The 26206-nt window shown below is 35.5% G+C and carries 21 protein-coding genes, 1 tRNA gene and 1 riboswitch; of the genes, 18 read left to right on the top strand and 4 right to left on the bottom strand.

Annotation, left to right across the window (positions count from 1 at the left end; translation table 11 throughout):
• Positions 1-191 precede the first annotated feature (191 nt).
• Positions 192-2105, top strand: a complete 1914-nt coding sequence (locus HZI73_RS00290; protein ID WP_212696298.1) for a hypothetical protein — start codon at positions 192-194, stop codon at positions 2103-2105.
• A gap of 189 nt (positions 2106-2294) precedes the next feature.
• Here the strand turns inward: HZI73_RS00290 and HZI73_RS00285 are convergent.
• The 4 genes from HZI73_RS00285 to murC all read right to left on the bottom strand — a co-directional run bounded on the left by HZI73_RS00285 (position 2295) and on the right by murC (position 6368).
• Positions 2295-2368: transfer RNA gene (locus HZI73_RS00285), tRNA-Arg, on the bottom strand.
• Positions 2369-2434: 66 nt separating this feature from the next.
• On the bottom strand, positions 2435-3424 hold the full coding sequence (locus HZI73_RS00280) for an ATP-binding protein (RefSeq protein WP_212696297.1): 990 nt from the start codon (positions 3422-3424) through the stop codon (positions 2435-2437).
• 58 nt (positions 3425-3482) lie between these two features.
• Positions 3483-4559: a DnaD domain-containing protein gene (locus HZI73_RS00275; protein WP_212696296.1), complete on the bottom strand. Its 1077-nt coding sequence runs from the start codon at positions 4557-4559 to the stop codon at positions 3483-3485.
• A 429-nt stretch (positions 4560-4988) separates the two neighbouring features.
• Entirely contained in the window at positions 4989-6368 is a 1380-nt protein-coding gene (gene murC / locus HZI73_RS00270) for a UDP-N-acetylmuramate--L-alanine ligase (RefSeq protein ID WP_212696295.1), read from the bottom strand.
• A gap of 472 nt (positions 6369-6840) precedes the next feature.
• Between murC and purR the strand changes: the two genes are divergently transcribed.
• The 17 genes from purR to spoIIE all read left to right on the top strand — a co-directional run bounded on the left by purR (position 6841) and on the right by spoIIE (position 26151).
• Positions 6841-7665, top strand: coding sequence for a pur operon repressor (gene purR, locus HZI73_RS00265; RefSeq protein WP_212696294.1), 825 nt, complete (start codon positions 6841-6843; stop codon positions 7663-7665).
• 218 nt (positions 7666-7883) lie between these two features.
• A complete protein-coding gene (locus HZI73_RS00260) occupies positions 7884-9158 on the top strand; it encodes a glucose-1-phosphate adenylyltransferase (protein ID WP_212696293.1) in 1275 nt (424 codons plus the stop codon).
• Complete coding sequence (glgD, locus tag HZI73_RS00255; protein ID WP_212696292.1) at positions 9158-10279, top strand: glucose-1-phosphate adenylyltransferase subunit GlgD; 1122 nt, start codon at positions 9158-9160, stop codon at positions 10277-10279. Before HZI73_RS00260 ends, glgD begins: the two co-directional genes overlap by 1 nt.
• A gap of 158 nt (positions 10280-10437) precedes the next feature.
• The gene (spoVG, locus tag HZI73_RS00250; RefSeq protein ID WP_212696291.1) at positions 10438-10740 is read left to right on the top strand and encodes a septation regulator SpoVG; all 303 of its coding nucleotides are present in this window, start codon (positions 10438-10440) and stop codon (positions 10738-10740) included.
• 259 nt (positions 10741-10999) lie between these two features.
• On the top strand, positions 11000-12361 hold the full coding sequence (gene glmU / locus HZI73_RS00245; RefSeq protein WP_212696290.1) for a bifunctional UDP-N-acetylglucosamine diphosphorylase/glucosamine-1-phosphate N-acetyltransferase GlmU: 1362 nt from the start codon (positions 11000-11002) through the stop codon (positions 12359-12361).
• A gap of 75 nt (positions 12362-12436) precedes the next feature.
• A complete protein-coding gene (locus HZI73_RS00240; protein ID WP_212696289.1) occupies positions 12437-13402 on the top strand; it encodes a ribose-phosphate diphosphokinase in 966 nt (321 codons plus the stop codon).
• Positions 13403-13498: 96 nt separating this feature from the next.
• Complete coding sequence (gene pth, locus HZI73_RS00235) at positions 13499-14080, top strand: aminoacyl-tRNA hydrolase (protein WP_212696288.1); 582 nt, start codon at positions 13499-13501, stop codon at positions 14078-14080.
• A 175-nt stretch (positions 14081-14255) separates the two neighbouring features.
• Positions 14256-14345: riboswitch (cyclic di-GMP riboswitch) on the top strand.
• 512 nt (positions 14346-14857) lie between these two features.
• The gene (mfd, locus tag HZI73_RS00230; protein ID WP_212696287.1) at positions 14858-18370 is read left to right on the top strand and encodes a transcription-repair coupling factor; all 3513 of its coding nucleotides are present in this window, start codon (positions 14858-14860) and stop codon (positions 18368-18370) included.
• 123 nt (positions 18371-18493) lie between these two features.
• Complete coding sequence (locus HZI73_RS00225) at positions 18494-19624, top strand: peptidylprolyl isomerase (protein WP_212696286.1); 1131 nt, start codon at positions 18494-18496, stop codon at positions 19622-19624.
• A 221-nt stretch (positions 19625-19845) separates the two neighbouring features.
• The gene (gene spoVT / locus HZI73_RS00220; RefSeq protein ID WP_212696285.1) at positions 19846-20397 is read left to right on the top strand and encodes a stage V sporulation protein T; all 552 of its coding nucleotides are present in this window, start codon (positions 19846-19848) and stop codon (positions 20395-20397) included.
• A gap of 268 nt (positions 20398-20665) precedes the next feature.
• Positions 20666-21493: a nucleoside triphosphate pyrophosphohydrolase gene (gene mazG, locus HZI73_RS00215; RefSeq protein ID WP_246552298.1), complete on the top strand. Its 828-nt coding sequence runs from the start codon at positions 20666-20668 to the stop codon at positions 21491-21493.
• A gap of 78 nt (positions 21494-21571) precedes the next feature.
• The gene (locus HZI73_RS00210; protein WP_212696284.1) at positions 21572-21850 is read left to right on the top strand and encodes an HU family DNA-binding protein; all 279 of its coding nucleotides are present in this window, start codon (positions 21572-21574) and stop codon (positions 21848-21850) included.
• 124 nt (positions 21851-21974) lie between these two features.
• Positions 21975-22214, top strand: coding sequence for an RNA-binding S4 domain-containing protein (locus HZI73_RS00205; protein ID WP_212696283.1), 240 nt, complete (start codon positions 21975-21977; stop codon positions 22212-22214).
• A gap of 209 nt (positions 22215-22423) precedes the next feature.
• A complete protein-coding gene (gene yabP, locus HZI73_RS00200) occupies positions 22424-22711 on the top strand; it encodes a sporulation protein YabP (protein WP_330619663.1) in 288 nt (95 codons plus the stop codon).
• A gap of 9 nt (positions 22712-22720) precedes the next feature.
• The gene (yabQ, locus tag HZI73_RS00195) at positions 22721-23209 is read left to right on the top strand and encodes a spore cortex biosynthesis protein YabQ (protein WP_212696282.1); all 489 of its coding nucleotides are present in this window, start codon (positions 22721-22723) and stop codon (positions 23207-23209) included.
• Positions 23210-23261: 52 nt separating this feature from the next.
• Positions 23262-23567, top strand: a complete 306-nt coding sequence (locus HZI73_RS00190; protein WP_212696281.1) for an FtsB family cell division protein — start codon at positions 23262-23264, stop codon at positions 23565-23567.
• Positions 23568-23775: 208 nt separating this feature from the next.
• Positions 23776-26151 (top strand): stage II sporulation protein E, encoded by a 2376-nt coding sequence (gene spoIIE / locus HZI73_RS00185; RefSeq protein WP_212696280.1) that lies wholly within the window; start codon positions 23776-23778, stop codon positions 26149-26151.
• Positions 26152-26206: the final 55 nt, after the last annotated feature.

Below are 26206 nucleotides of genomic sequence, written 5' to 3'. Positions count from 1 at the left end.
AACACTTCCTAATGGGAACGAATGTTCTGGCTCTGTTTTTGCTAGATATAATTTAAGAGGATTAGTAATAGAGCCTTTAGTGAGAATATTTCTTGAATAATAAAGATTTATTTGATAGTATAATTATGTGTTCTAAATATTTGTGGGTATTGTAAGCACGTATTTTCCATTAAGAAGTGAGTAGGTGAATAATGAAAAGAGTAAAATATTATTCCAGTAGTGATATGTCTTATAACTGTCATTTGAAAAATAGTAAGGAGCTATTTAGAGAATATGAATTAGGAAAAGAGATTGTAAATATTAATGACATAATTGAACTTTATAATGCTATAAAATATTTTAATGATAAAGCTTATAACGAAAGTATTATTAAATATTATTTGAGAATTATAGCCAAATATTTTAAATCAATAACCTCTGCCAATTTTATAACATTTTATAATGATGTTGATATAGAGTATTCAAGTGATTTTTGGGAGTTAATTGAAAAATTTAAGATATACAAAAATATATCAGATGCTAAATTTCGAGAGTTTATAACTTCATCTAAAGTATGGCTATGCGAATTATTAAAATACAAAAAGGTTACAGAACACTTTGGAAAGATTATTAGAGATTATATGCTTAAGGATTTTTCATCTGCCGAACTATTATTAGATAAGTTTGAGATAAGACATATTAATGAAAAAGAGCCTTTATATTTTCCAAAAGAACTAAGCAATGCAGATAAAGAAACTATAATTTGTAATTATATAAACTCTGATAAACCAAACTTGAACTATTTGAGACTGATTGCTAATATTCAAAGTAATAAAGATAAAATTGAAATAACTAACAGAACTTTATTGAAATCAAAAAAGAAAGTTGAAGAACTAGAAAAGCAGTTGTTTAATGAAAATTCTGGTATGCTTATGGAAACAATTGTGCATTTTTCCAAAACACAGCATAGTGAAGTTATCACTAAGATGGAGGGGCAATCATTAACTTTAACATATAGTACAAGATGGCTTGAAGAAAATATGGATTATGCAACTCTATTAAATAATTTTATTTATTTGTTTGACTATGTAGATTTACAGATGAGATGTATATTTGTTAATAAATTTAATCAGATGGGCGTATTTGAGAGATTTATAATTACTTCTTCAAGAAATGCTTATAGAAAAGGAATAGCCTTTGAGCGAATGAATATTTTAACATTACTTCAATTGACCGGATATTACAATGAATTATTTAGCATTGGGATTAGACTTGAAGAAGTTATTGAATGGTTCTTTGAGATATATCTTTCTAATGAATTTAATGTTCAAAATTTTAAGGTTAGTATGCCTTCAACAAATTCTACTTTTCTTGAGAAATGCACTAATATTATGCCAGCTATGGAGTTTGTACTTAAGCAATTCTCTTTGTTTGTTCAAGAAGGAAAAATTGACTTTGAGTTACTTGAAATTAGTTCTGAACACCTTATATATAAAGCCATACCATCGATAGTAAGTAAGAAATATGTCTATGGTGTTGGCGATGAGTATAAGTATGTTACATTTTTACTCTTTTCCGACCAAAGTGGTTTAGGCTATAATGAAAAATCAAAAAAATCTTATGATAGCTATTATGAATTATTATGTAATGAAAAAGTCAATCTCAATGAATATGCCGATTATTGTATCACAGATGTCAAATGGCTTGTTGATAATAAATATTTATCAACTGATAATAATGGATATATAATTTTAAGTAATAAACCTCTCATTCTGATTTTAAAAGATTTATATAATAATGAAGTAGTTAGCTATTGGAGATATTCTCAATCAGAAAGGACTATTATTGATTGTCTAGCTGATAAAAATATGGTTGAATTTGAAGATTTATTGTTTTCAAGACCAGAACAAGACTATATCAACTATTATCTTAATAAATCCCAATTTAATAATGGGTTAGATTTAAGAAATAAATATAGCCATACTCAACCAAATATTGGTGATGATGAAAAAATACATAGACAAAATTATATGATATTTTTAAGGCTATTTATCCTATCAGTTATAAAAATAAACGATGATTTTTGTTTAGCATATGACAATAACCTAATAGATGATGTGGTTTGAGATTTTTGTACGGAATAATTAACGCTAGTGATTATTTATAATTAAACTATTCATTAAATATTTGTATTGCGCAAATAAGTTCCAGGTATAATACCTGGAACTTTTCTAAGCCTTATTTTATAGATACTAAACATTTTTAATTAAATAACCTATGCATACGAATCAGTCGTAAACATAGGCTTTCAATAACACACGTGGTAGGACTCGAACCCACAACCCTCCGGTCCGAAGCCGGATGCTCTATCCAATTGAGCCACACGTGCGCATCACTTCATCTATTATATCACTATAATTAAAATAGTCAATATTAAATTTCTTATATTTCAATCCTATGTATATTTTTTAAGCCGAATATCCGAACCAAATAATTTTAGAGGTTCATAGTTACCAAATATCCTTGATACAATCCTGTCAGAGTACTGTTTAGACCAATCTGTGGGGGACAGGTTGGTGGATATAAGGGTTGACTTCTTATTCAATAGCCTTGTATTCAGACAGTTGAATAACTCCACACCTGTGAAGCGTGTATTGAGTTCTGTACCCAAGTCATCAATGATGAGTAAATCACAATCAAAAATTGACTCAATCTGTTCATCAGGTACCTTAGAATCATCATTGTTAAACTTATAATCCTCAAACAACTTAAATAACTGAAAGGCTGTTAAGTAGATGACCGTATGGGAGGTATCCAGTAGAGCCTTAGCAATGCAATTGCATAAAAAGGTCTTGCCTAATCCTGCTTGACCATAGAGAATCATGTTGGTGAATGTATTATCAAAGTGGGCTACGAATTTTTTACATTTGTCATATACAATATGAGCATTCTCCAGCGGGGATAAGTTATACCTTGGGTCCGTTTCGTCAGAGTAATAATGTAACGAAAACGTATCAAAGTTTTCCTCTTGGATAGCTGTTTTGATGTTGGATTGCTCATAGGCAATATCAATCATGGCTTGTTTTAAGCAAGAGCACTTATCACGACCGATATATCCTGTATCTTTACACATGGGACAAGCGTATTCTGGTTGCATATAATTCTCAGAATAGCCATTTTCAACAAGGAGATGAAACTTCTTTTTGGATAAAATTAAGTTATTCTCTTGAAGTTCTTCCAGCTTGTCCGCAGATTCTTCAGGATGTTCAATGATATAGCAAGTCGTATCAATACTGTTTGAGGCTATTTCATCATCTAACACCTTAATCAATGGTATTTTATGATAGATTTCCTCTTTTCTCTTCTTAATTTCATGCTTCATATGAAGTTGTTTAGCTTCATACTGCTGCATAATAATCTTATATTGAGAGCGCTTGAGATTCACGGGTTAATCAGTCCTTTCAACAATAAAGCCGTCTATATATGAAACGAAATGTGTAGAACTAGTAGGTCGAGTTTGTTTCTTTGATTAATAATTCCATCGCTTTTTTCTCTAACTCATCAAAATTATATGTACGTTGGTCATAATTAACAAACTTAGATGTCTGATCCTTGGTAGTGGGTTGCTTGGTGTCTGATTTTTTATGATGTATGGCGTCAAGCTTCTCAATATCTTGTTTGCTTTGTACCTTGTTCTTCTGCCAATTTTTTAGTATGGCATCAATATATGTAAACTGAGGCTGGTGAATGGTTTCCATGGTACGGTGACATGCTTCTAAGATAATATCCACAGATAAGCCGTACTGATCCGTCCATTTTTTCATATATTCGATTTGCTTTGGTGTTGGTTGTCTGTCACCAATGCCCAGAGCCTTCATCACTTTAAAATAATGACTGTTAAAGGTTTCAATCCGGTAAGTGGCCTTAGCCACAGTGTTAATGCCTTCATCAGCCCAGCTAATGGCCACCTTTTCAATATAGCTCATGTTTCGATGGTTGTTGGAAACACAGTACTCTATGAGAAGTTCAATGACTTCAAAAGGTAAACCCAGCCAATCATTAAAACCAATGAGGGTATTGATGTCTTGTTGGGTTAACATTTTTCCTAAATATTTCTGTGTAATGTAGATAAGTTGTTTATACCCTTGTTGCCCTATGAAGCTATCCACTTCTAGCATGTTATATTGGGGTTTGGTGGATAGGTTAAGTTTAACATCTTTTTGTTTGGTAAGCGCAACTTCTTTATGAAGGGGTTTTGAAACCTCTTGTTGCTTATTTTCTTCCTTAAAATCGTCAAAGGCGATAGATGTAATCTCTCCCGTATCATCATAAGTTAAGGCAATGACGTTATGTAATGCCCAGTACTTTAAGGCTCTTTTTACATCTGTTTCCGTGAGATGTAAATCATCAGCAATAAAGGCTGTCGTAATGGTATGCATACCTTTGGACATACTTCTTAAAAGCAATAGATAGATTTTAACAAAATCCCCATTGGACTTGGAAAGATACGTATCAATAAATGTATTGGGTACTAATGTAAAAGGATATGTAGCTTGTGGATAAAGATTAATGGTATGCATAAAACAGATGTTCCCTTCAAAAAGATTTTATGTAAACTAAAATTGTAGATTTTACTTCAATATAACCAATTAATACCATAGGATGTCCTAAGTATACCATAGATCATAATAAATGTGGATATATTATTAAGTACGCATAACGACCTAAATAAACAGAAAATTCCCCTACGAAATACCTAATTCGATAGTTTTTTTAACATTTCGAGTATATTGTAACGTAATCATTAACAATAGGTTGTTGATAACATTGTGGATAATGTGGATAACGTTTTACATAATATATTAACATATCGAAATATCCTTTTGGAATATGTAAAAAATGGGTATTGGTTAAATTTTTGTTAAATATGACCAAGATGTTATGTAAACAAGATTGGCCAAGCCTAATCACAAAGTGCCTGTTGACAACATTGTGGATAATGTGGATAACTAACCATTAATAAGTTCCTCACCAATGATTCTCACATCTCCCGCACCCATAGTTATCAACAGATCATTTGGATAACAATTTTGCAATAAAAAGATTTCAATTTCATCAAATGATGAAAAATAATGCGCTTCTTTTCCGAGTTTAGTAAGTTCAGACAATAAATCTTTTGCATGAATATCCCCTGTATCTTTCTCTCGAGAGGCATATATATCGGTTAAAACAACATGGTCTGCTTTTGTAAGGGATGTCGCAAAATCTTTCAATAGGGCTTTGGTTCTAGTATACGTATGGGGTTGAAAAACCACCCATAATTTATCATGTGGATATTTACTAGCAGCTGTGAGTGTGGCTTCAATTTCTGTAGGATGATGAGCGTAGTCATCAATAACATGCACGCCACGTACATCCCCTTTGTATTCAAAACGACGCTGAGTACCTGTAAAATTATATAGACCTTGACAGATGGCTTCCATATCTAAACCAAGGATGAAACCCGTTGCAATGGCACTTAAGGAATTATACACATTATGAATACCGTTTACTTGAAGCTGAACTTCTCGTATTTCTTTACCTTTATGATAGAGCATATACGATGGATTACCCATAGCATCATACTGTATATGTTTAGCACTAAAATCAAAAGAAGGATCAAGGCCATAAGTCATTATGTGACAAGATAGATTGTCAGTAAGGGCTTCACAGTTCTCAATATCCCCATTAATGACCAGATAACCATCTTCTGGTATACGATCTGCAAAAGCATGGAAAGATTGTCTTATTTGGTGGATATCTTTAAAGTAATCCAGATGGTCAGCTTCAACATTGAGAATAATACCAATATAGGGATAGAATTTCAAAAAGCTATCACAGTATTCACAGGATTCTGCAACAAAATAATCAGATTCACCAACCCGAATATTGCCATCAATGACATCTAACATACCGCCTATGGTTATGGTGGGGTCGGTCTTAGCACTGAGCAATACATGAGACACCATGGACGTGGTTGTTGTTTTACCGTGTGTACCAGAGACACAGATGGGGTAAGTATAATTGCGCATCATCTGACCCAGTAAGGTGGCACGGTCCATAAGTGGAATATTTTTTTTCTTTGCTTCTATATATTCAACATTATCTTCTTTGACAGCAGCCGTATAGATGACCAGCTGTATATCATCGGTAATGTTAGATGAATGATGCCCGATGGCGATGTTCATACCAAGGCTTTTTAGCTTTTCGGTTATATCGGAATCAGTCCAATCGGAACCGGATATACGGAAATGTCGCATATGCAATATTTCCGCAAGACCACTCATGCTAATACCACCAATGCCAATGAAGTGAACGGTTAAAGGTTGGTTAAAATCAATTATATACATGATAGCACTCCTTATTATCTTAAATCCTAGGGTTTATTTTTGGGATGTGAAGGGTTCATATTACCATATGCACCAGAAGATGACAATATGCTAGACCCATCATAAGCAAATTATTTTTACTATTATTATAACCATTCAATGGATTTTTTTAAAGTATTATCCACAAATTAACGGATATAATTTCTAGATAGTAGACATGCACAGATGTATTCCTTGAAATCTGTGGCGAAGGGACAAGTCTTATGATATACTTATAGCATTAAGTTATAGGGATTAAGCGTTCATATGGAGCTAGGATAAGGAATATGTATAGTTTCATAATAGATGGAAGGAATATATAGGATGAAATAAAAGCAAAATGTTCCAGCATGAAAACATAATGAGCATATGGCCTATTTTGACTTATATATAATGTAGGAATAAATAAGATGATGTATAGAAAAATTACGATAGAGGAAGTAAGGAGATTGTTGTGGGTAAAAAAATTAGTAAAACGGATCGTATTGCGGTGATTACGAAAACTTTGGTAGAGAACCCAAAAAGTATCTTTACCTTGAACCATTTTGCAGAAAAGCTTGATTGTGCAAAATCAACACTAAGTGAAGATATGGATGTGATTGAAGATGTCTTTAGACGTTTTCATTTGGGTGAAATTCATTCTGTTCCAGGTGCGGCAGGGGGGATCTATTATAACCCCAAATTAACCGACAGCCAGATAGAGGCTATATGTGAGGAACTATGTCAACGTATCAAAGATAAGTCAAGAATAATACCAGGTGGTTATCTGTACATGAATGATATCTTCTACGACCCTAATGTATTGCAGAAAATTGCCAAGTCATTGGCAGCTCCATACTTAGGACAAAAAATTGACTACGTGGTAACCATTGAAACCAAAGGCATACCCTTAGCCATTATGACAGCTCAGGTTTTGAATATACCCATGATTGTGGTGAGGAAATCAGCTAGATTGACAGAAGGAACAACCATTCAGATGAATTATGTAGCCGGTTCATCCAGGCGAATCAACACCATGGCCATTGCAAAACGTTCCATACCAAAGGGAGCAAAAGTACTCTTTGTCGATGATTTTATGAAGGCAGGCGGAACAGCTAAGGGCATTACAGACCTGATGAAAGAATTGGAAGCAGAAGTGGTGGGTATAGCCGTTGTGATGGCAACCAAGAAACCCTCTGAAAAACTCATTCAAGATTATTATGCTTTGTTAGAATTCGATGGTATTGATGAGCGAGAAGAAAACATTCGCATCTATCGAAGAGTTAAGCAAGAAGAATAGACTTTTAAATGAATAAAGAATCCAAAAATGCCAAGGATGGTGCAGATAAGACATGCATATCATCCTTGGTTTTTTAATCCTTTTTAAAATGCTTGCTGTTTCGTAAAAAATTAGTAATAAACTCTAACCAAAAGTGGTATTAATATAATAAGCACCTTTATGGGATAAGCTTAAAAAGATACGACAATTTTACAAGATAAATGGTTAGGAGGAGAGCAATGAAACAAAAAAAGATCATTGCCATGTTATTAGCAGGAGGCCAAGGAAGTCGTTTAGGCATTCTGACAAGACATGTAGCGAAACCAGCAATAGCTTTTGGGGGGAAATACAAGATCATCGATTTTACATTAAGTAATTGTATTAATTCAGGCATTGATACAGTGGGGGTGTTAACCCAATATCAACCACTCAAACTAAATGGTCATATTGGTATTGGTATTCCATGGGATCTTGACAAAAATTATGGAGGGGTAAGTGTTTTGCCGCCTTACATAAAAGATAAGGAAGGTACTTGGTATTCAGGAACGGCTAATGCTATCTATCAAAACATTCATTTCATCGATTATTATCAACCAGAATATGTCATTGTCTTATCTGGAGATCATATTTACAAAATGGACTATGAAAAAATGTTGCATGAGCATATTGAAAATGAAGCAGACGCAACCATTGCTGTATTGCAGGTGCCTATTGAAGAGGCTCACCGTTTTGGTATTATGAACACAGATGAGAACCAGCGTATTGTTGCTTTTGATGAAAAACCAAAAGAACCAAAAAGCGATTTAGCTTCCATGGGTATTTACATTTTTAGTTGGAAAGTTCTCCGAGAGGCCATTACGGTCACAGATGAGATGTATCCGAACAATGACTTTGGGAAACATGTGATCCCTCATTTATTAAAAGAAGGATTTAGATTATATGCCTATCAATTTGATGGGTTCTGGAAGGATGTTGGAACGCTTCATGCCTACTGGGAAGCCAATATGGAATTGATTAAACTGATTCCTGATTTTAACTTGTATGAAGTGTATTGGAAGATTTACACCAAGAATGAAATTCTGCCGCCTCAATACATTGCTGAACAGGCAGTCATTGAGACGTGTATCATTGGTGAAGGGTCCCAGATAGAAGGGGAAATTTATAATTCTGTTATTGGTTCTAATGTGTGTATTGGTAAAGGTACCGTGATTATAGATTCCATTATCATGAGTGATACAACCATTGGTGACGATTGTCATATCTACAAGAGTATTATATCCGAGGAAACCGATATCGGTTCTCAAGTCGCCATTGGGGAAGGGGAAAACATCATCAGTGAAGCATACCCAGAACTTTACCATACAGGCATTACCGTTATAGGTGAACGTACAAGCATACCTGATGGTATATCCATTGGTAAGAATTGTGCTCTATACGGTACGTTAACAGAAGACGATTTTCAAAATAATGAACTGTTAAGTGGCGGGTCTATTATTAAAGAGGGGGCGAAGTGATGCGAGCCATCGGTATAATATTAGCAGGCGGTAAGAATGAGAAATTACATGCGTTAACCAATCATCGTGCATTGGCGGCTATGCCTATAGCTGGCAGTTATCGTACCATTGATTTTGCTCTTAGTAATATGACCAATTCAGATATTAAGAAGGTTGCTGTCATTACCCAATACAATTCAAGGTCCCTTATGAAACACCTAAGTTCTTCAAAATGGTGGGATTTTGGTAGAAAACAAGGCGGTCTATTCGTCTTTACACCTTATCGTACCCATGATAAAAGCCTCTGGTACCGAGGGACAGCCGATGCCATCTATCAAAACATTGACTTTCTTAAGAATAGCCATGAACCTTATGCGATTATTTCGTCGGGTAATGTCATATGTAAGATGGATTTCAATAAAATATTAGCTTATCATGTAAAGAAAAAAGCAGATATGACGGTTGTTTGTAAGGACCTATCGGCTTGTGAGGACGATATTAGAAAATATGGCGTGGTTCAACTTGACGAAAATCATCGAATTATGGAGTTTGAAGAAAAACCATTAGAACCTATTGGAAGGACCATATCCACAGGGGTTTATGTGGTTCGTAGGCGATTACTCATTGAATTGCTTGAAGAAATCGCTCAAGATGAACGTTATGATATTGTTCATGACTTAATCATTCGTTATCGAAAGAAAAAGAAAATATACGCCTATCTTCATAACACATACTTTAGTTGTATAAATAGTATGGAATCTTATTACCAAAGCAACATGAATTTTCTGACAAAAAGTTACAGAGACTACTTTTTTAGACAGTATCCCCATGTGGTTTCCAAGGTTCAAGACGAACCGCCAGCAAAGTACAATTATGGCGCTATTGTGCATGATGCCTTGGTTTCAGCCGGTTGTATTGTTAATGGGAAAGTGGAAAAATCCATTCTCTTTCCGAAAGTTTTTATTGGTGAAAATTCAGTAATTCAAAACACCATTTTGTTAGATGGTGCTTATGTAGGCAATAATTGTTTTATAGAAAATTGTATTGTGGATACAGGCGCTATAATCAAGGATAACAGCCTAGTTAAAGGGGATACAGGAAAAATCAAAATAGTTGTAAAGAGGAATGCTAAAGATATGTAGTTCTGATAAATAATGAAAAAACGCACAATTATATAAAAAAACATTGAACTTTTCTGAAATATGTAATATAATTATTGTGAGTTATTACAGAAGGCAAATTTAAAAGTAGAGGGGGACTCTTCTCCCCTTAACAACAAGTTACGGAAAGGGGTTAACTCATGCAAATTACAGATGTGAGAATACGCAAAGTTGCCAAAGATGGAAAAATGAAAGCAGTAGTATCAGTTACTTTTGATAATGAATTTGTTGTTCATGATATCAAAGTAATTGAAGGCGAAAAAGGTTTATTTATCGCAATGCCAAGCCGTAAGGCATTGGATGGGGAATTCAGAGACATTGCACATCCAATTAATTCAGACACGCGAGAAAAGATTCAAAAAAGCGTACTTGAAAAGTATGAAACACTGATGCTTACAGATGATGGCGCAGCAGATGAAATAGCTGTTACATACGAAGAATAAGCTATTAGGCACTTTCCTTGTGAAAGTGCCTTTCGTGATGTTAGGAGGAAAATATCGTTTGAAATTGGATTTACAGGGGCGTTTGCAGCGTCATTTTTAATGGGATGTAAGATGGAAAACATAGGCATAAGCCATATAAAAAGTCACAGGAATTGACAGTGCGCTCGTTAGATATTTGTTACAATTATACCTTGCATATATGGTGCAAGTGGTGTAAAATGGTGAGGGTTAATGAAAAGCCTAAGGTGGTGTATAGAACATGAGTAAACTAAAAGCAGTGATATTGGCAGCTGGGGCAGGGACTCGAATGAAATCGGAATTACCTAAGGTCGTACATAAAATACTTGGAAAGACCATGTTGGATTATGTGATTGAATCAGCAATAAATGCTGGTGCAGATGATATTTGTGTTGTTATAGGACACGAAGCGGATACTGTAAAGAAGGCGGTATCGTATGATGTGGAATTTGTTTTACAAGAAGACCAATTGGGGACAGGCCATGCTGTTATGCAGGCAAAAGAATTTATTGGAAACGAAGGCAATGTATTAATTCTGTTTGGTGATACGCCGTTAATTTCAGAAGATACATTATTGAAGATGGTCGATTACCACATTAGACATGATAACGCAGCAACCTTGTTATCGACTATCGTAGAGGATCCTACAGGCTATGGCAGGATCATAAGAGACGAAACACATACTTTTATCAAAAGTGTAGAACATAAAGATGCCACAGAATCTGAAAAAATGATTTGTGAAATTAATTCAGGCATGTACTGTTTTGATGCAAAAGCATTAAATGAAGCCTTAAAAACATTATCCAATGATAATGCACAAGGTGAATACTATCTTCCAGACACTTTGAAATCCATTATGGCGAAACGTTTGAATGTAAACGCTATGATCAGTGACCGGTATGAAGATATTTTAGGTGTCAACTCCAAAGTACAACTCTATCAAGCTGGAACCATTATGCAGAAGAGAATTAATTTTCAGCATATGGAAAATGGCGTTACCATTATGAACCCATCGCATACTTATATCAGCAAGGACGCAACCATTGGTGCTGATACAACAATCTATCCAAATAACCATATTGAAGGCAAGACTACTATAGGGAAAAACTGTATTATTGGACCGAACTGTCGTATTGTGGATTCACATATTGGGGAATACGTCAATGTGGATGGATCAACCATTTTAGACAGCCAGATAGGTAATTATACGACGGTTGGACCTTTTGCTTATATACGTCCAGGTTCCATTATCGGACATCATGCAAAAATAGGTGACTTTGTGGAAATTAAAAATGCAACCATGGGTGATTATACCAAAGCATCCCACTTAACGTATGTGGGTGATGCAGATGTTGGTAATCACGTGAATTTTGGCTGTGGATCAGTTGTTGTGAATTATGATGGAGAGAAGAAACACCGTACCACCATTGAAGATAATGCCTTTATAGGCTGTAATACCAATTTAGTTTCACCCGTTAAAGTAGAAGAATCTGCTTATACGGCTGCAGGTTCTACCATTACAAAAAATGTGCCATCTTATGCCTTGGGTATAGGCAGAGCACGCCAAGTGAACATGGAAGAATGGGTAAAAAGAAACAGATAACTTTTATGTAAGGAAATTATTTCTAGATTAGGAATGATTTCCTTATGTTTTAAAAATATTATAGGAGGATTCATAATGACAAGTACAATTAGGAACAATGACGGCATCAAGATTTTCTCGTGTAATGCTAACCCTGAACTAGCTAAGGCCATAGCAGCAGACTTAGGATTAACCATTGGAAAAGCAGATGTCGGACAATTCAGCGATGGGGAAACCTATGTAAAAATTGATGAAATTGTTCGAGGTGTCGATTGTTACGTTGTTCAACCTACATCAAGCCCAGTAAACGATAATCTTATGGAACTTTTAATCATGATTGATGCCCTAAGAAGAGCTTCTGCTGGACGTATTACAGCAGTCATTCCTTATTATGGTTATGCAAGACAGGACAGAAAAGCTAGAGCAAGAGATCCAATCAGTGCCAGGATGGTTGCCGACTTAATTCAAGCAGCTGGAGCAGATCGTGGTCTTGTGATGGATTTACATTGTGCTCAGATTCAAGGGTTTTTTACAATTCCTGTGGACCATATGCTTGGGTCACCACTGTTTGTAAAATATTACAAAGAAAAGTTCGCAAACGACTTAGATAATGTAGCGATGGTTTCTCCTGATATTGGTAGTGTTAAACGAACACGTGCTTTTGCAGAAAAACTGGATATTCCTATGGCCATCATCGATAAGAGAAGACCAGAGGCCAATGTATCAGAAGTGATGAATATAATAGGGGATATCAAAGGTAAAAAAGTTGTCTTGGTTGACGATATGATCGACACGGCTGGGACAATCTGTAATGCGGTGAATGCATTAAAAGAGCAAGGTGCTACAGAAGTCTATGCCTGTTGTACCCATGCTGTTTTATCAGGACCTGCCATTGAGAGAATCCAAAAATCTCACATTAAAGAATTAGTTGTACTTGACACCATTGCTCTTCCAAAAGAGAAAAAAATAGATAAGATTAAGCAATTAACGGTTGCTCAGATTCTAGCAGAAGCAATCCATCGTATTCACTGCAACAAATCTGTATCTAAATTATTCGTTTAAAGTTGACTATTACTTGAAAATATGGTACTTTGTAAAAGCCCTAGTGAATATGGATACTAGGGCTTTTAAAGGTGATGGCTAAGAAAGGTGATAGGCATGTATGTAATTGTTGGATTAGGTAATCCGGGCATGCAATATGCCGCTACAAGGCATAACGTAGGCTTTGAAGTGATTGAGCGCTTAGCTTATGAAAATCAAATAAAACTAAATAAAAAGAAGTATAAAGCCATTATTGGTAGTGGACATATCGCTGGTCATAAGGTGTTATTGGTTCAACCCCAGACCTATATGAATGCTAGTGGTGAGAGCGTTCGGCCTATTATGGATTTTTATAAATGTACAGAACAAGACCTTATTGTTGTTTACGATGACATATGTTTTGAAGTAGGCACCATGCGTATTCGCAAAAAGGGTAGTGCAGGTGGGCATAATGGTATGAAGAGTATTATTAGGCATCTTGGTACCGATGCATTTACACGGATTCGTGTAGGGATAGGTAATAAGTCCCCTGAATGGGACCTAAAGGACCATGTCTTGAGCCGTTTTAGTGATACAGAAATAAAAGAAATCGTAGATGAAATTAAAAAAGCAAGTGATGCTATAGCGTGTATCCTTGGTGATGGTGTTGATAAAGCAATGAATATCTACAATGTGAAAATAAAAAGAGATTGCGAATAAAACATTTCGAGATGGGACTATTTTACGTAAAAAAAGTAGTCTATAATTCTTGATTAACGAAATATTAATCGAATTATGGGTTATTTCAAATAATTCTATGTAAAATATGTTGATATTCCTACAAAAATATGATATAATTTTACAAGAAATTAAATAAACCATTAGAATTGCTTTTCACCGATAATAGCAAACCATTTGAAAGAATGGGACGCAAAGCTATAGGGCCTTTTGTTAGATAGTAACAAGTGGCAGCCTGGCCACCGAAGAGGGAAGTTTTTTGATACACTTTTATTGATGGACATGATGGTGAACAATTCTTGATTGGTATGTTAAAACTTTGATAATTTCTTATATTATAACGCTAAAGAATTCTAATTTTAGAATTTTTTATAAACTTTATCCCAAAAGCTCTTTGGTTTTGCTGACCAAAGAGTATTTTTTGGGCTTTTTTACAATTAGTATGTTTAAAATTACTGTGAAATAATATATAATGATTTGTATATACTATAATATGTTATCGTTATCAATCAATTTTCGCACTTAGTATGTCATCGAATTTCAGGACGTTTGCTTAGAATAATCGCTTATGTGATGTGTTTTCCATATGCTATTAAGTTATATCAAACATGGGAAATACAGCAGTAAGGGAAATTTTTAGCTGCACCTTAATCCATATGAAAGCAATTTGGAAAGATAAAATGGTTATGCCATTATAACGCGAAAGAGATTATGTCTACTATTTGTAGTTTAACCTAATAGAATACAGGATGTGATGATTTGAAAACACTCGTACAACCTTTAAGCGAATTAGAGGCTTTTAGTAATGCCATTAAAAAAGTCAATAAAGAACATCGTCCTATTTATATAACAGGCGCCATTGATTCTGAAAAATGCCACCTGATGCATGCTATAGGTCAACAGCGATGCAAGCTCATTATCACGTATAATGAACTTCGGGCTAGAGAAATATATGAGGACATGAAATTCTTTGAGCAAAAAGAAGTGTTATTGTACCCTGCTAAAGATCTTATTTTCTACAATGCTGATGTACATAGCAATGATATTATTCGGCAGCGTATGTGTATTATAAAAGCCATGAATGAGCAAGATGGCTATACCGTTATCTTATCCCTTGAAGCATTGATGGATAAGTTAATCAGTAAAGAGGCTTTAGAAGCCCGAATCATGATGTGTAAGGTAGGTACCGTATGGGATCCTAACACCATTAGTGAAGAATTTATGTTTATGGGTTATGAAAGGGTCACACAAGTAGAAAGTAAGGGACAATTTGCTATACGGGGCGGCATTATTGATATCTATCCCCTTACAGAAAAAAATGCTTACCGAATCGAATTATGGGATGATGAGGTGGATTCCATCCGCATGATGAATGTTGAAAGTCAGCGTTCTATTGATAAGGTTGACCAAGTGGAAATATATCCGGCCAGAGAAGTGGTTGTTCATCAAGACCGAATTGACAAAGCTATTAAGCATATAAAAACAGACAGAGATAATATGATCAACGTTTTTGAGAAGGCTGGTAAGCAGGAAGAGGTAGAACGGATTAAGCAGTCCAGTACCACCATTATCGATAAAATCACCCACCAAAAATCTTTTAATGGTATTGAAGGTTTTGTGGAATATTTCTACGATAAAACCGTATCGTTCCTAGATTATTTTGAAAAAGATACCCTTGTTTTTGTGGATGAGCCCATACGTATAAAAGAACGTTTTGATAGTATCCATAAGGAATTTTCAGAGAGTATCATCAACAGGTATGAAAAAGGCTATCTTCTGCAAGGACAGACAGAAATACTCATTTCTATGGGCGAATTATTGCATAAATTGGATGCCTATACCAAGGTGCTCATGAGTACCTTACAGCAAAAAACCGATCGATTCCACTATGATTACAGTGTCAATCTGTCAGTAAAATCCATTAATCCTTATCATAAAAGTATGGAAATATTGGAAAAAGATCTTAAGTATTGGAGTCATAATCAGTACAAGACCTTGTTATTGACAGCATCAAAAACGAGGGCTGAAAGATTGACCAATGATTTAAAAGATAGAGGTATCGATGCTTATTATCTATCCAAGCTTGATCGTGATATTCCAAGAGGCAAAGTGGCTGTCAGTTGCGGCAGCTTGCATAAGGGGTTTGAATACCCGCTTATTAAATTTGTTGTGGTATCGGAAACAGACTTAATTGGTAAGAGTAACAAGAGGAAGAAGACCCGAAAGAAGAAATTCAAAGGCAGTAAAATTGAAAGCTTCACCGATTTAAAAGTAGGCGATTACGTGGTTCATGAGAATTACGGCATCGGTATTTTTAGAGGAACAGAAAAGATAGAGATTGATGAGGTCAGTAAGGATTATATTAAAATTTCTTACCGAGACGATGGAAACCTCTATATTTCAACCAGTCAGTTAGATGTGATACAAAAATATATAGGGGCAGAGGGCAAAAAGCCTAAGCTGCATAAACTAGGGACAGCAGAGTGGAAGAAAACAAAAAGCCGCGTTAAAGGGATGGTAGAAGACTTAGCCAAGGACTTGGTTGATTTGTATGCCAAGCGCCAGGCCAGGGAGGGCTTTCGGTTTACACAAGATACAGTATGGCAAAAGGAATTTGAAGAAATGTTCCCTTATGAAGAGACGGATGATCAATTAATTTCCATTGAAGATACAAAAAAAGACATGGAAAGCAAGAAGATCATGGATCGCTTAATCTGTGGAGACGTAGGCTATGGTAAGACAGAAGTAGCCATACGTGGTGCTTTTAAAGCGGTACAAGATGATAAGCAAGTGGCTTACCTGGTGCCCACAACCATCTTAGCCCAACAGCATTTTAATAACTTTGTACAGCGGATGAAGGATTTCCCTGTTAGGGTAGAAATGCTATCCAGGTTCAAGAGTGCAAAAGAACAGAAAAAAATTATTGAGGATACAAAAAAGGGATTAGTGGACATACTCATTGGTACCCATCGTATTATTTCAAAAGATGTGGTCTTCAAAGACTTAGGACTTCTTATCATTGATGAGGAACAACGTTTTGGTGTGAGCCATAAGGAAAAAATTAAGCATGTAAAGGAAAATGTAGATGTCTTAACGTTAACAGCTACACCGATACCAAGAACCCTTCATATGAGCCTTATTGGTATTCGTGACATGAGCGTGCTAGAAGAACCACCAGAAGAGCGACACCCTATACAAACTTACGTTCTTGAGCATAATGAAGAACTCATCAAAGATGCGATCTATCGTGAATTAGCACGTGATGGGCAGATTTATTATGTCTATAATCGTGTGAAAAAAATTGATGAAATAGCCGATTGGATTAGTAAAATGGTACCTGAAGCCAGTGTTGCCTACGCTCATGGCCAGATGAACGAACGAGAGCTTGAGAACATCATGTTTGACTATATCAATGGGGATATTGATATATTGGTGTGTACCACCATTATCGAGACAGGTCTTGACATTCAAAACACCAATACCATTATCATTCAAGATGCAGACCGACTTGGCTTATCCCAGCTCTATCAATTAAGAGGACGTGTAGGCCGGTCTAATCGTGTAGCTTATGCATATCTTCTCTACAAAAAAGATAAAATTCTTCAAGAGACAGCAGAAAAAAGGTTACAAGCAATCCGTGAGTTTACAGAGTTTGGTTCTGGTTTTAAGATTGCTATGCGTGATCTTGAAATTCGTGGTGCTGGTAATATTTTAGGTGCCATGCAGCATGGTCATATGGAAGCTGTTGGTTATGACCTCTATTGTAAACTTCTAGAAGAGGCCATCCATGAAGTGCACGACGAGAAGGTAGAAGCATCTTTTGATACATCCGTAGAACTGAATGTAGATGCTTTTATACCACCCAGATATATACGGGATGAGATTAGAAAATTAGAAGCGTATAAGAAGATTGCAAGTATAGAGGATGAGAAGGATTACTATGATATACAGGAAGAACTGGAAGACCGTTATGGTGATCTGCCAAAATCTGTTGCAAATCTATTAGAGATTGCACTGATTAAAGCCATGGGTAACCGTGCAGATATTATTAACATTGAACAAAAAGGGGAACAGATTAAATTTGAAACGAAAAAAGATGCTAGAATTAATCCGGATAGAATACCAGAATTGCTGAAGAAATATCGTCATGATTTATTCTTTACCATTAATAAAGTGCCTTACTTTACCTATAAAATGAAGCGAAATGACAAAAAACAATTTTTCAGACATATTAAAAATGTGTTACAGGACATAAAAGATTTGAAGGATTAGGGGGTTTAAACTATAATGAGTATATGACAAATAAGATGTCTATGGGGGCATTTTATGTCGATACTATTGAAAGGTCATGAGTTCGTGAAGGTACTCATGCTTTTTGGGTAAGGAGAGAGAATAATGAAAAGCGCCTACAAGTGGATAAGTAAGGCTATGCTGCTTTTCATGTGCATCTTCTTTTTAGCGGGGTGTAGGAGTCCTAAGGTAGATAATAAGGACGATGCTGTCACATCAGATCGTGAGGTTGTCATGACCATTGGAGATGCTGATGTCACGGTTGATGAGGTTATGCTGTATTTATTACAGGTAAAGAAGGAGTTTGAAAAATATGGTGGAGAAGATGTCTGGGACCACGATGATTTTAGTGGTGGGAAAAAGGCAGAAGAAGTAGCCAAATTAGCTGTCTTGGACAGCATAGCAAAAAGAAAGATTTATGTGAGCAAATCAGGTGAAATAGGGATTAGTTTAACAGAAGAAGAATTGGAAGAGGCAAAACAGCAAGCGATCAATTATTATGAGAGCCTAGAAGCAGATGAAATAGAAAGGTATCACCTTACAAAAGATAATGTGATTAAGTCTTATAAGGAATTCAACTTTGCCAGCAAAGTTGAAAATGAAATGATAAGTGAATACGAGCCACATGAAGAAGATATCAATGATATACTCATGGCCAATGAGGCATATGCCCAATTAAATGCTGTAGACGAGAAGCGATTCCTTAGAAAAATAAGGGTACAGCAGATAACGCTAAAAACACATGAAAAAGATGATGATGGTAAGTATCAGCCATTACCCAAAGATCGGGTGGCTGATGCCAAGAAGAAATCTGAACGCGTGTACCAAGAAGCACAAAGTGGTGAAGATTTTGTGGAACTTGTACAGCAATATTCAGAAGGTGACAAAGAAAATAATGGAGAAACTGTTTTGGCAATCAGTGCGCTTCCAGATGCATTTAAAGAACTAGGGGATTTGGATATTGATGCAATTTCGCCCGTTCTTAAAGACGAGAAAGGATATCATGTATTTAAAATACTTGATTATATCCATCCAACAGATGATGAAATAAAAAATTATCAAGAGCAATTTAACCAATGGGTAGCTTTACTCAAGGAAGAAGCCATTAAAACGTTAAAACAGGATGTCGTTAATGGGATATATGAAGAATGGAAAAGTGACACCCAAATAGACCTCAATGAAAACCTATGGGAAAACATAGATGTTTTCGGTAATATTAACAAAAATACCAATTAACAAAAAACGTTGAATGAAAAGAAAATAAATATCTAATAATAAGGACTAAGAAATAATCTTAGTCCTTTAGCTTGCTTCAAAACGTTGTGCTAAAAAAGATTATTTCTAAGGATTAAGTCAATAGTCTCTTTTACAAAACTGTCAAATTATGAATATAATAGCAAAATTGTTGCATACTATTATTGACAGCTTTGTGATGACTATCTAAAGGAGGAAATAATTTGAAAGCAACAGGCATCGTAAGAAGAATAGATGACCTTGGTAGAGTTGTAATACCGAAGGAAATACGTAGAACTTTACGCATTAGAGAAGGTGATCCATTAGAGATCTTCACAGATAAAGATGGAGAGATAATACTTAAAAAATATTCGCCCATTGGTGAATTAGGAACATTTGCTAAACAGTATGCTGAAGCTCTAGCTCAAACAACAGGACATACTATTTGCATATCCGATAAAGACCAAGTTATTGCTGTATCAGGTGGTTCAAAAAGAGAGTTTTTAGAAAAACAAATCAGTAAAGAATTAGAAGAAGCAATCACAGAGCGAGAAACCATACTAGCGAATAAAGATGAAAAGAAATTTATAGATATACTCTACGATAATGGAAATGAAGAATACATTTCAGAAGTTATAACACCAATTATCTCTGAAGGAGATGCTATAGGTGCTGTTATTTTTCTTAGCAAAGATTCCAAGGCAAAAATGGGAGAAGTAGAAACAAAACTGGCTCATTCAGCTGCGGGCTTTTTAGGGAAGCAGATGGAACAATAAAAGTAGGCTGAGTTCATTTACTCAGCCTTATTTTTTGCTTGATGTTTTATAAGTTTAATAAATGGGAAAAATAGGAATAGAGTATTGTAACCAGCATAACTAGTGCATTTAATCTATTTCATATAGAAATGGACCTATAAAATATTAAAAAAAAATAAATAGAACAAACTAATTTTTAAATATTAAGGAAAAATTATTAAAAATTAGTTTGTACAGCTGGGATTTTATGTTATAATTTGGTATATAATATCTGATTGGAATGATTTTTATGACAAAATCAGACATGTTTAGTAAAGAATATTCTTTCCAAGACCTGTTGAACATTATGAAATTGTTAAGAAGTGATGATGGTTGCCCCTGGGATAGGGTTCAGACCCATGATAGCCTTAGAAATGCCACATTAGAAGAAACCTATGAGGTCTTAGATGCCATTGATAATAAAGATATGGATAATCTGAAGGAAGAATTAGGCGATATCCTGTTACATGTCGTATTTCATTCTCAAATAGCATCAGATAATCACGTCTTTACAGTGGATGATGTGATTCATGGCATATGTGAGAAACTGATTAGAAGGCATCCTCATGTATTTCAAGCAAAAGAGCAAAAAACACCTGATGAAGTAACCATCAAATGGGATGAAATTAAGAAAATTGAAAAAAATCATGTATCCTACAGCGACGATATGAAGAAAGTTCCGAAAGCTATGCCAGCGCTTATGAGGGCTGCAAAAGTCCAAAAAAAGGCCAGGGATGTAGGGTTTGATTTTCAAAATATAGATGAAGCCATGTCCAAAGTTCATGAAGAGCTAAGTGAGTTACAGGAAGCAATCAATAGTGAAGATTTAAGCCACATTTCTGAAGAATATGGTGATTTACTCTTCTCTATAGTGAATATATCAAGATTTTTTCAATTAAATCCTGAATTTTCCTTGACAAATGCTACAGAAAAGTTTATAAATAGATTTGAGGGAATCGAAAACTTAGCGAAACAACAAGGTTTAAGCATAAGAGACATGACAATAACACAATTGGACAAGTTGTGGGAGCAGCAAAAAGAATTAATAAGAAATAATCGTAAAAACGATTGTTTATAAAGCTAAGAATCATTCTTAGCAGCGCGTTATTGCGCCTTTGTTCAAAATAAACAATATTAAAGTAGAGGAGGAGTTATTATGAACAAAGCTGAATTAGTTACGGCTATTGCAGAAAAAACTGAATTAAGCAAAAAAGATGCAGAAAAAACTTTAAAGGCATTTATCGATGTAGTATCAGCAGAATTAAGCGAAGGTGGTAAAATCCAATTAGTTGGTTTCGGTACATTTGATGTGACTGAAAGAGCAGCTAGAGAAGGAAGAAATCCACAAACAGGCGAGCCAATGCAAATCGCTGCTTCTAAAGCACCTCGCTTCAAAGCAGGAAAAGCTTTAAAAGACGCTGTAAATGGTCGTTAATTAAAAAGCACTATTACTTAAAATCTGCACTTAGGTGCAGATTTTTTAATTGTATAAGAAAGTTCTCTGATATAGCATATGAAGTAGAGTTGCTTATAACTTATGAAGTGAGGGAGCGAAAAACATGCGTTTAGATAAATATTTAAAGGTTTCAAGGTTAATAAAAAGACGTACCGTCGCCAATGAAGCCTGTGATGCGGGTCGAATTAAGATTAATGATAAAGTGGCTAAAGCAGGAACCAAAGTGAAAGAAGGCGATATCATTGAGATTCAATTCGGCGATAAAGTGGTTAAAGTAGAAGTACTAATCGTAAAAGAAACCGTTAGAAAAGAAGAAGCAAAAGAGATGTTTAAATACTTATAGCTAATCTTTAAGCAGGGTTATCCTATAAGTAATATGGAAGTTGGATTTTTTGTGATCATAAGTTCTCAAGGGCTTATGGTTACGATGATTTAACCCATATGCTTATATGTGATAGCCCTGTTTTGCTACATTTGTACGAACCCTTCGAATAAATCTCTTAAGTGGTTAATATAATGAATTATAGGTTATCCACATTAAGAGGAGGTTGAATGATGGAAGATAAGGTAAACAGTAATACCCACCATCGATTGGTCATTAATGACAGAGAGAGGGTTTCAATTACAGGGGTAACAGATGTCATTTCTTTTGATACAGATGCTGTGATCATTGAGACAGAAATGGGGACGCTTACCATTAAAGGAATGGACCTGCATGTCAATAGGCTTAATCTTGATAAAGAAGAATTAGACCTTGATGGACAAATCGATAGCTTAGAATATAGCGATGGTGCTCGTTATGGTTCAAAAGGTTCATGGATGTCAAAATTATTTGGTTAGGTGTGAGGTATGAATAATTTCGTAAGCACACAAGGGATTAACTTTTTATTAGCTATACTCAACGGTGTTTTTTTAGGATTTCTCTATGACCTTATTCGGGTCTTCAGAAGAATGGTAAAGCATCCAAGGTGGTTAGTGAGCCTTCAGGATTTTATCTATTGGGTTGTCAGCAGCTTTATTATCTTTTTGGAGATCTTTCATCATAACGATGGCAGTCTAAGAGGTTTTCTTTGTCTAGGGGTCGTTCTAGGCTTAACCCTATACTTTTTACTTGTCAGCAAACTGGTTCTATGCGTATTTATGAAAATCTATCACGTTATAGTTAAAATTGTTAAAGGTATACTACATATTCTATGGCTTCCAATAAGATTATTATTAAAACCCATCACATTCTTGGGTAAAAAATTATATAAACGCTTGAAAAAATTTGGAAAATGGTTGATAATAAAATATAAGAAAGTAAAAAGAAGTTTGAAGATTATACGAAAGAAGAAATAGCCAGAAGTCTTTATGGAAGATAGGGTTATAATTAAGGGGGATAGGATACCACATGAAGAAGAAAAGTTACAGAAGAAAAAAGAGGGCTATGCTGTTTGCCACACTTGTTCTCATGTTACTAACTGTGGTTGTGAGTATACAAATAACCAGCCTATACACCTATAATAAAAAACAAGAAAAAGAAAAGTTAGCCCTAGAGAGACAGATTGAAGAAGAGCGGGAGCGCTATATTGAATTATTACAAGAGCGTGAATACATGAAATCTGATGCATATATCGAGGAATTAGCAAGAGAAAAGTTTGGACTTGTTAAACCCGGTGAAATAATCTTTATAAATGAGGATGAAGGTGATGAATAAACCTTCATCTTTTTATGTCTTATAGGAAAACGCCGTGTCATTCTAACTTGTTAAAATAATAGGGGTTCCTCTATTCGATGGTGAACAGCTTCATGAGAAAATTTGTCTAAAACTTTTTTTATTTTGGATACAAGTTATGACAAACAATTCAGACAACGGTCTGTATAATGAGGTCTCACCAAATGAATTTTGCAAAGGGGAGAAAAGAATGGAACGAGTAGATGTTGGATTCCGCAGAAGTCATCCGTTGTTACAGAAAAAAGATATTTATATGAGACAAGCATTTCGTATCCTTAAAATCGTGTTTATCTATATTCTAGGAATGATGCTGGGGCGGGCGGTTATCTTTACCAATATGAACCCCATGGCCATGGCTTATTTTTCTGCCGTGTATATCGATAAGAAAAACAGGTTGGGTATTTTCTTAGCCGTACTGTTAGGGCTTATTACAGTTATGCCTGCTATTGATGTACTGAAATATTTAATGATCATGATTGTCATTGTGGCCATTAATTCCATTGTAGAAATACGTGGGAAGAAGATGCTGCTCATTCATGAGGGAATCATCAGTGCCATCAGTTGCTTAGTGGTATCCATGTCCGCAGCAGTTATGGGGCAAAATGCAGGGCATATGTTTTTTGCAGCTTTTCTTGAAGCCATTGCCATATTAGCCTTGGTACTCATATATGGCAGAGGCGTTAAGTACCTTCTAGAACATGATGATGAGAACAAAGTAACCAATGAGGTGCTCATTAGTGAAGCCATCATTATGGGAACGGCTGTAGCCGGTATAGCAGGTATAACAGTTTTAGGGTTTGGCTTCATTGAAGTTTGGATTTTCTCAGTGGTACTGATCTTAGGTTATCGGCACGGAATTGGTACGGGTGCTGTTATTGGGGTGGTTTCGGGGATAGTATTAGTACTTATGGGAAAATATGATGCAGAAATAGTTGGTATTTTTGGTATGATTGGTATCTTATCAGCCTTATTTAGGGAACTTGGTAAAGTGGGTAGTATGATCGGCTTTTCACTGGGCACCATTGGCCTATGGTATTTCTTTTCACCCCTTAATTTGGATTTTCAGATTGTAAAAGCCCTGATTGTCAGTGTGGGTATATTTGCTATATTACCCAGTGAAAAAGAACAGATCTACACCATGAAAAAAGAGATGGTTTCGGAAGACAGGCATATTGATAAAGTCCAAAGTATAATCAATGAAAAACTCGCCCATTTTTCAGCGTCATTTCATAACATTGCAAAGACGTTTGAGGATATATCCGATCGTCGAGAAAATTTAACCACAGAGGAAGTCAATAAGCTATTAGATGATGTGGCGGAAAAAGTATGTAAAAACTGTAGCATGTGCCAGATGTGCTGGCAAAAAGAATTTTATGATACCTATCGGACAGTGTTTAGTATTTTTTCCGCGATTGAAAACAAGAACCAGATAACGAGAGATGATATACCGAATGGTTTTTTAAACAAATGCATTCATACAGAGGATTTTATTGCGACCACCAATCGCTTATTTGAAATCTACAAAATGAACATGGCATGGGAAAATCGAATTGCAGAAAATAGGGAGCTTATATCCCAGCAATTCCATTCTGTGGCCCATATCATTGAGAAACTAGGGGACAATCTTTACAAAAACATGGCGTTTAATGAAGAACTGGAAACGTCTATCATGGAAGAACTTTCTAAAGAAGATATATTGGTTAAAGATGTTGTTGTGTATAAAACCCACAACGGCCGGATGGAAGTGGGTATGAAATTAAAGTACCAAGGGGACAAGAGTCGGTCTATGAGGGATGTGACCCCTGTCGTTAATAAATATACCAAGAAAAGGATGCGTATGGAGGACGGATGTAAATACATATCCGATGCAGCCTACAGCGATGTAAGGTTCATAGAAAGTGAGGTATACCGCATTGCAAAAGGCGTATCAAGAGTAGGCAAAGATGATAAAGATGTATCAGGTGACAGTTATTCTTTCTTAAACCTGCCAAAAGGTCAAGACATTGTTGCGCTTTCAGATGGAATGGGTACGGGATTAAAAGCATTCAAAGAAAGTAAAGCAACCATTGAACTTATGGAACAGCTTTTAGAAGCCGGATTTGATGGTGAAACAGCTATAAAAATGGTGAACTCCATACTGGTGTTGAAATCCAGTGAGCAAACCCTCTCAACGCTTGATATGAGCGTCATTGACCGGTACACAGGTATGTGTGAGTTTGTTAAAATAGGTGCGGTGTCATCCTTTATAAAAAGTGGCAATAAAATTGATGTTATTGGATCAACCTCTTTACCAATGGGTATGCTCAATCATGTTGAAAGTGAATCCACCAATAAACAATTAAAAGATGGGGATATGGTGGTAATGGTCACAGATGGTATATTAGACAGTGACGATGAAACCATTGACAAGGAAAAGTGGGTGGAAGAAGCACTGAAGAAATGTGATAGCAGAAACCCTCAGGATATTTCAGATTATATTCTGGAGTCAGCCAGAAAAAAAGCTGGCGGACAGGTTAATGACGATATGACGGTTATTGCTGTACGTATATGGGAAAAAGCAGGTTAGAGATAATAAACTGCGTTATAGGGTTGGATATGGGCGTGATAGGATACCTTGAGTG

Origin of the sequence: Vallitalea pronyensis (assembly GCF_018141445.1) — a bacterium.
Classification (GTDB): Bacteria; Bacillota; Clostridia; order Lachnospirales; family Vallitaleaceae; genus Vallitalea; species Vallitalea pronyensis.
This window is presented reverse-complemented; position numbering and strand designations above follow the sequence as displayed.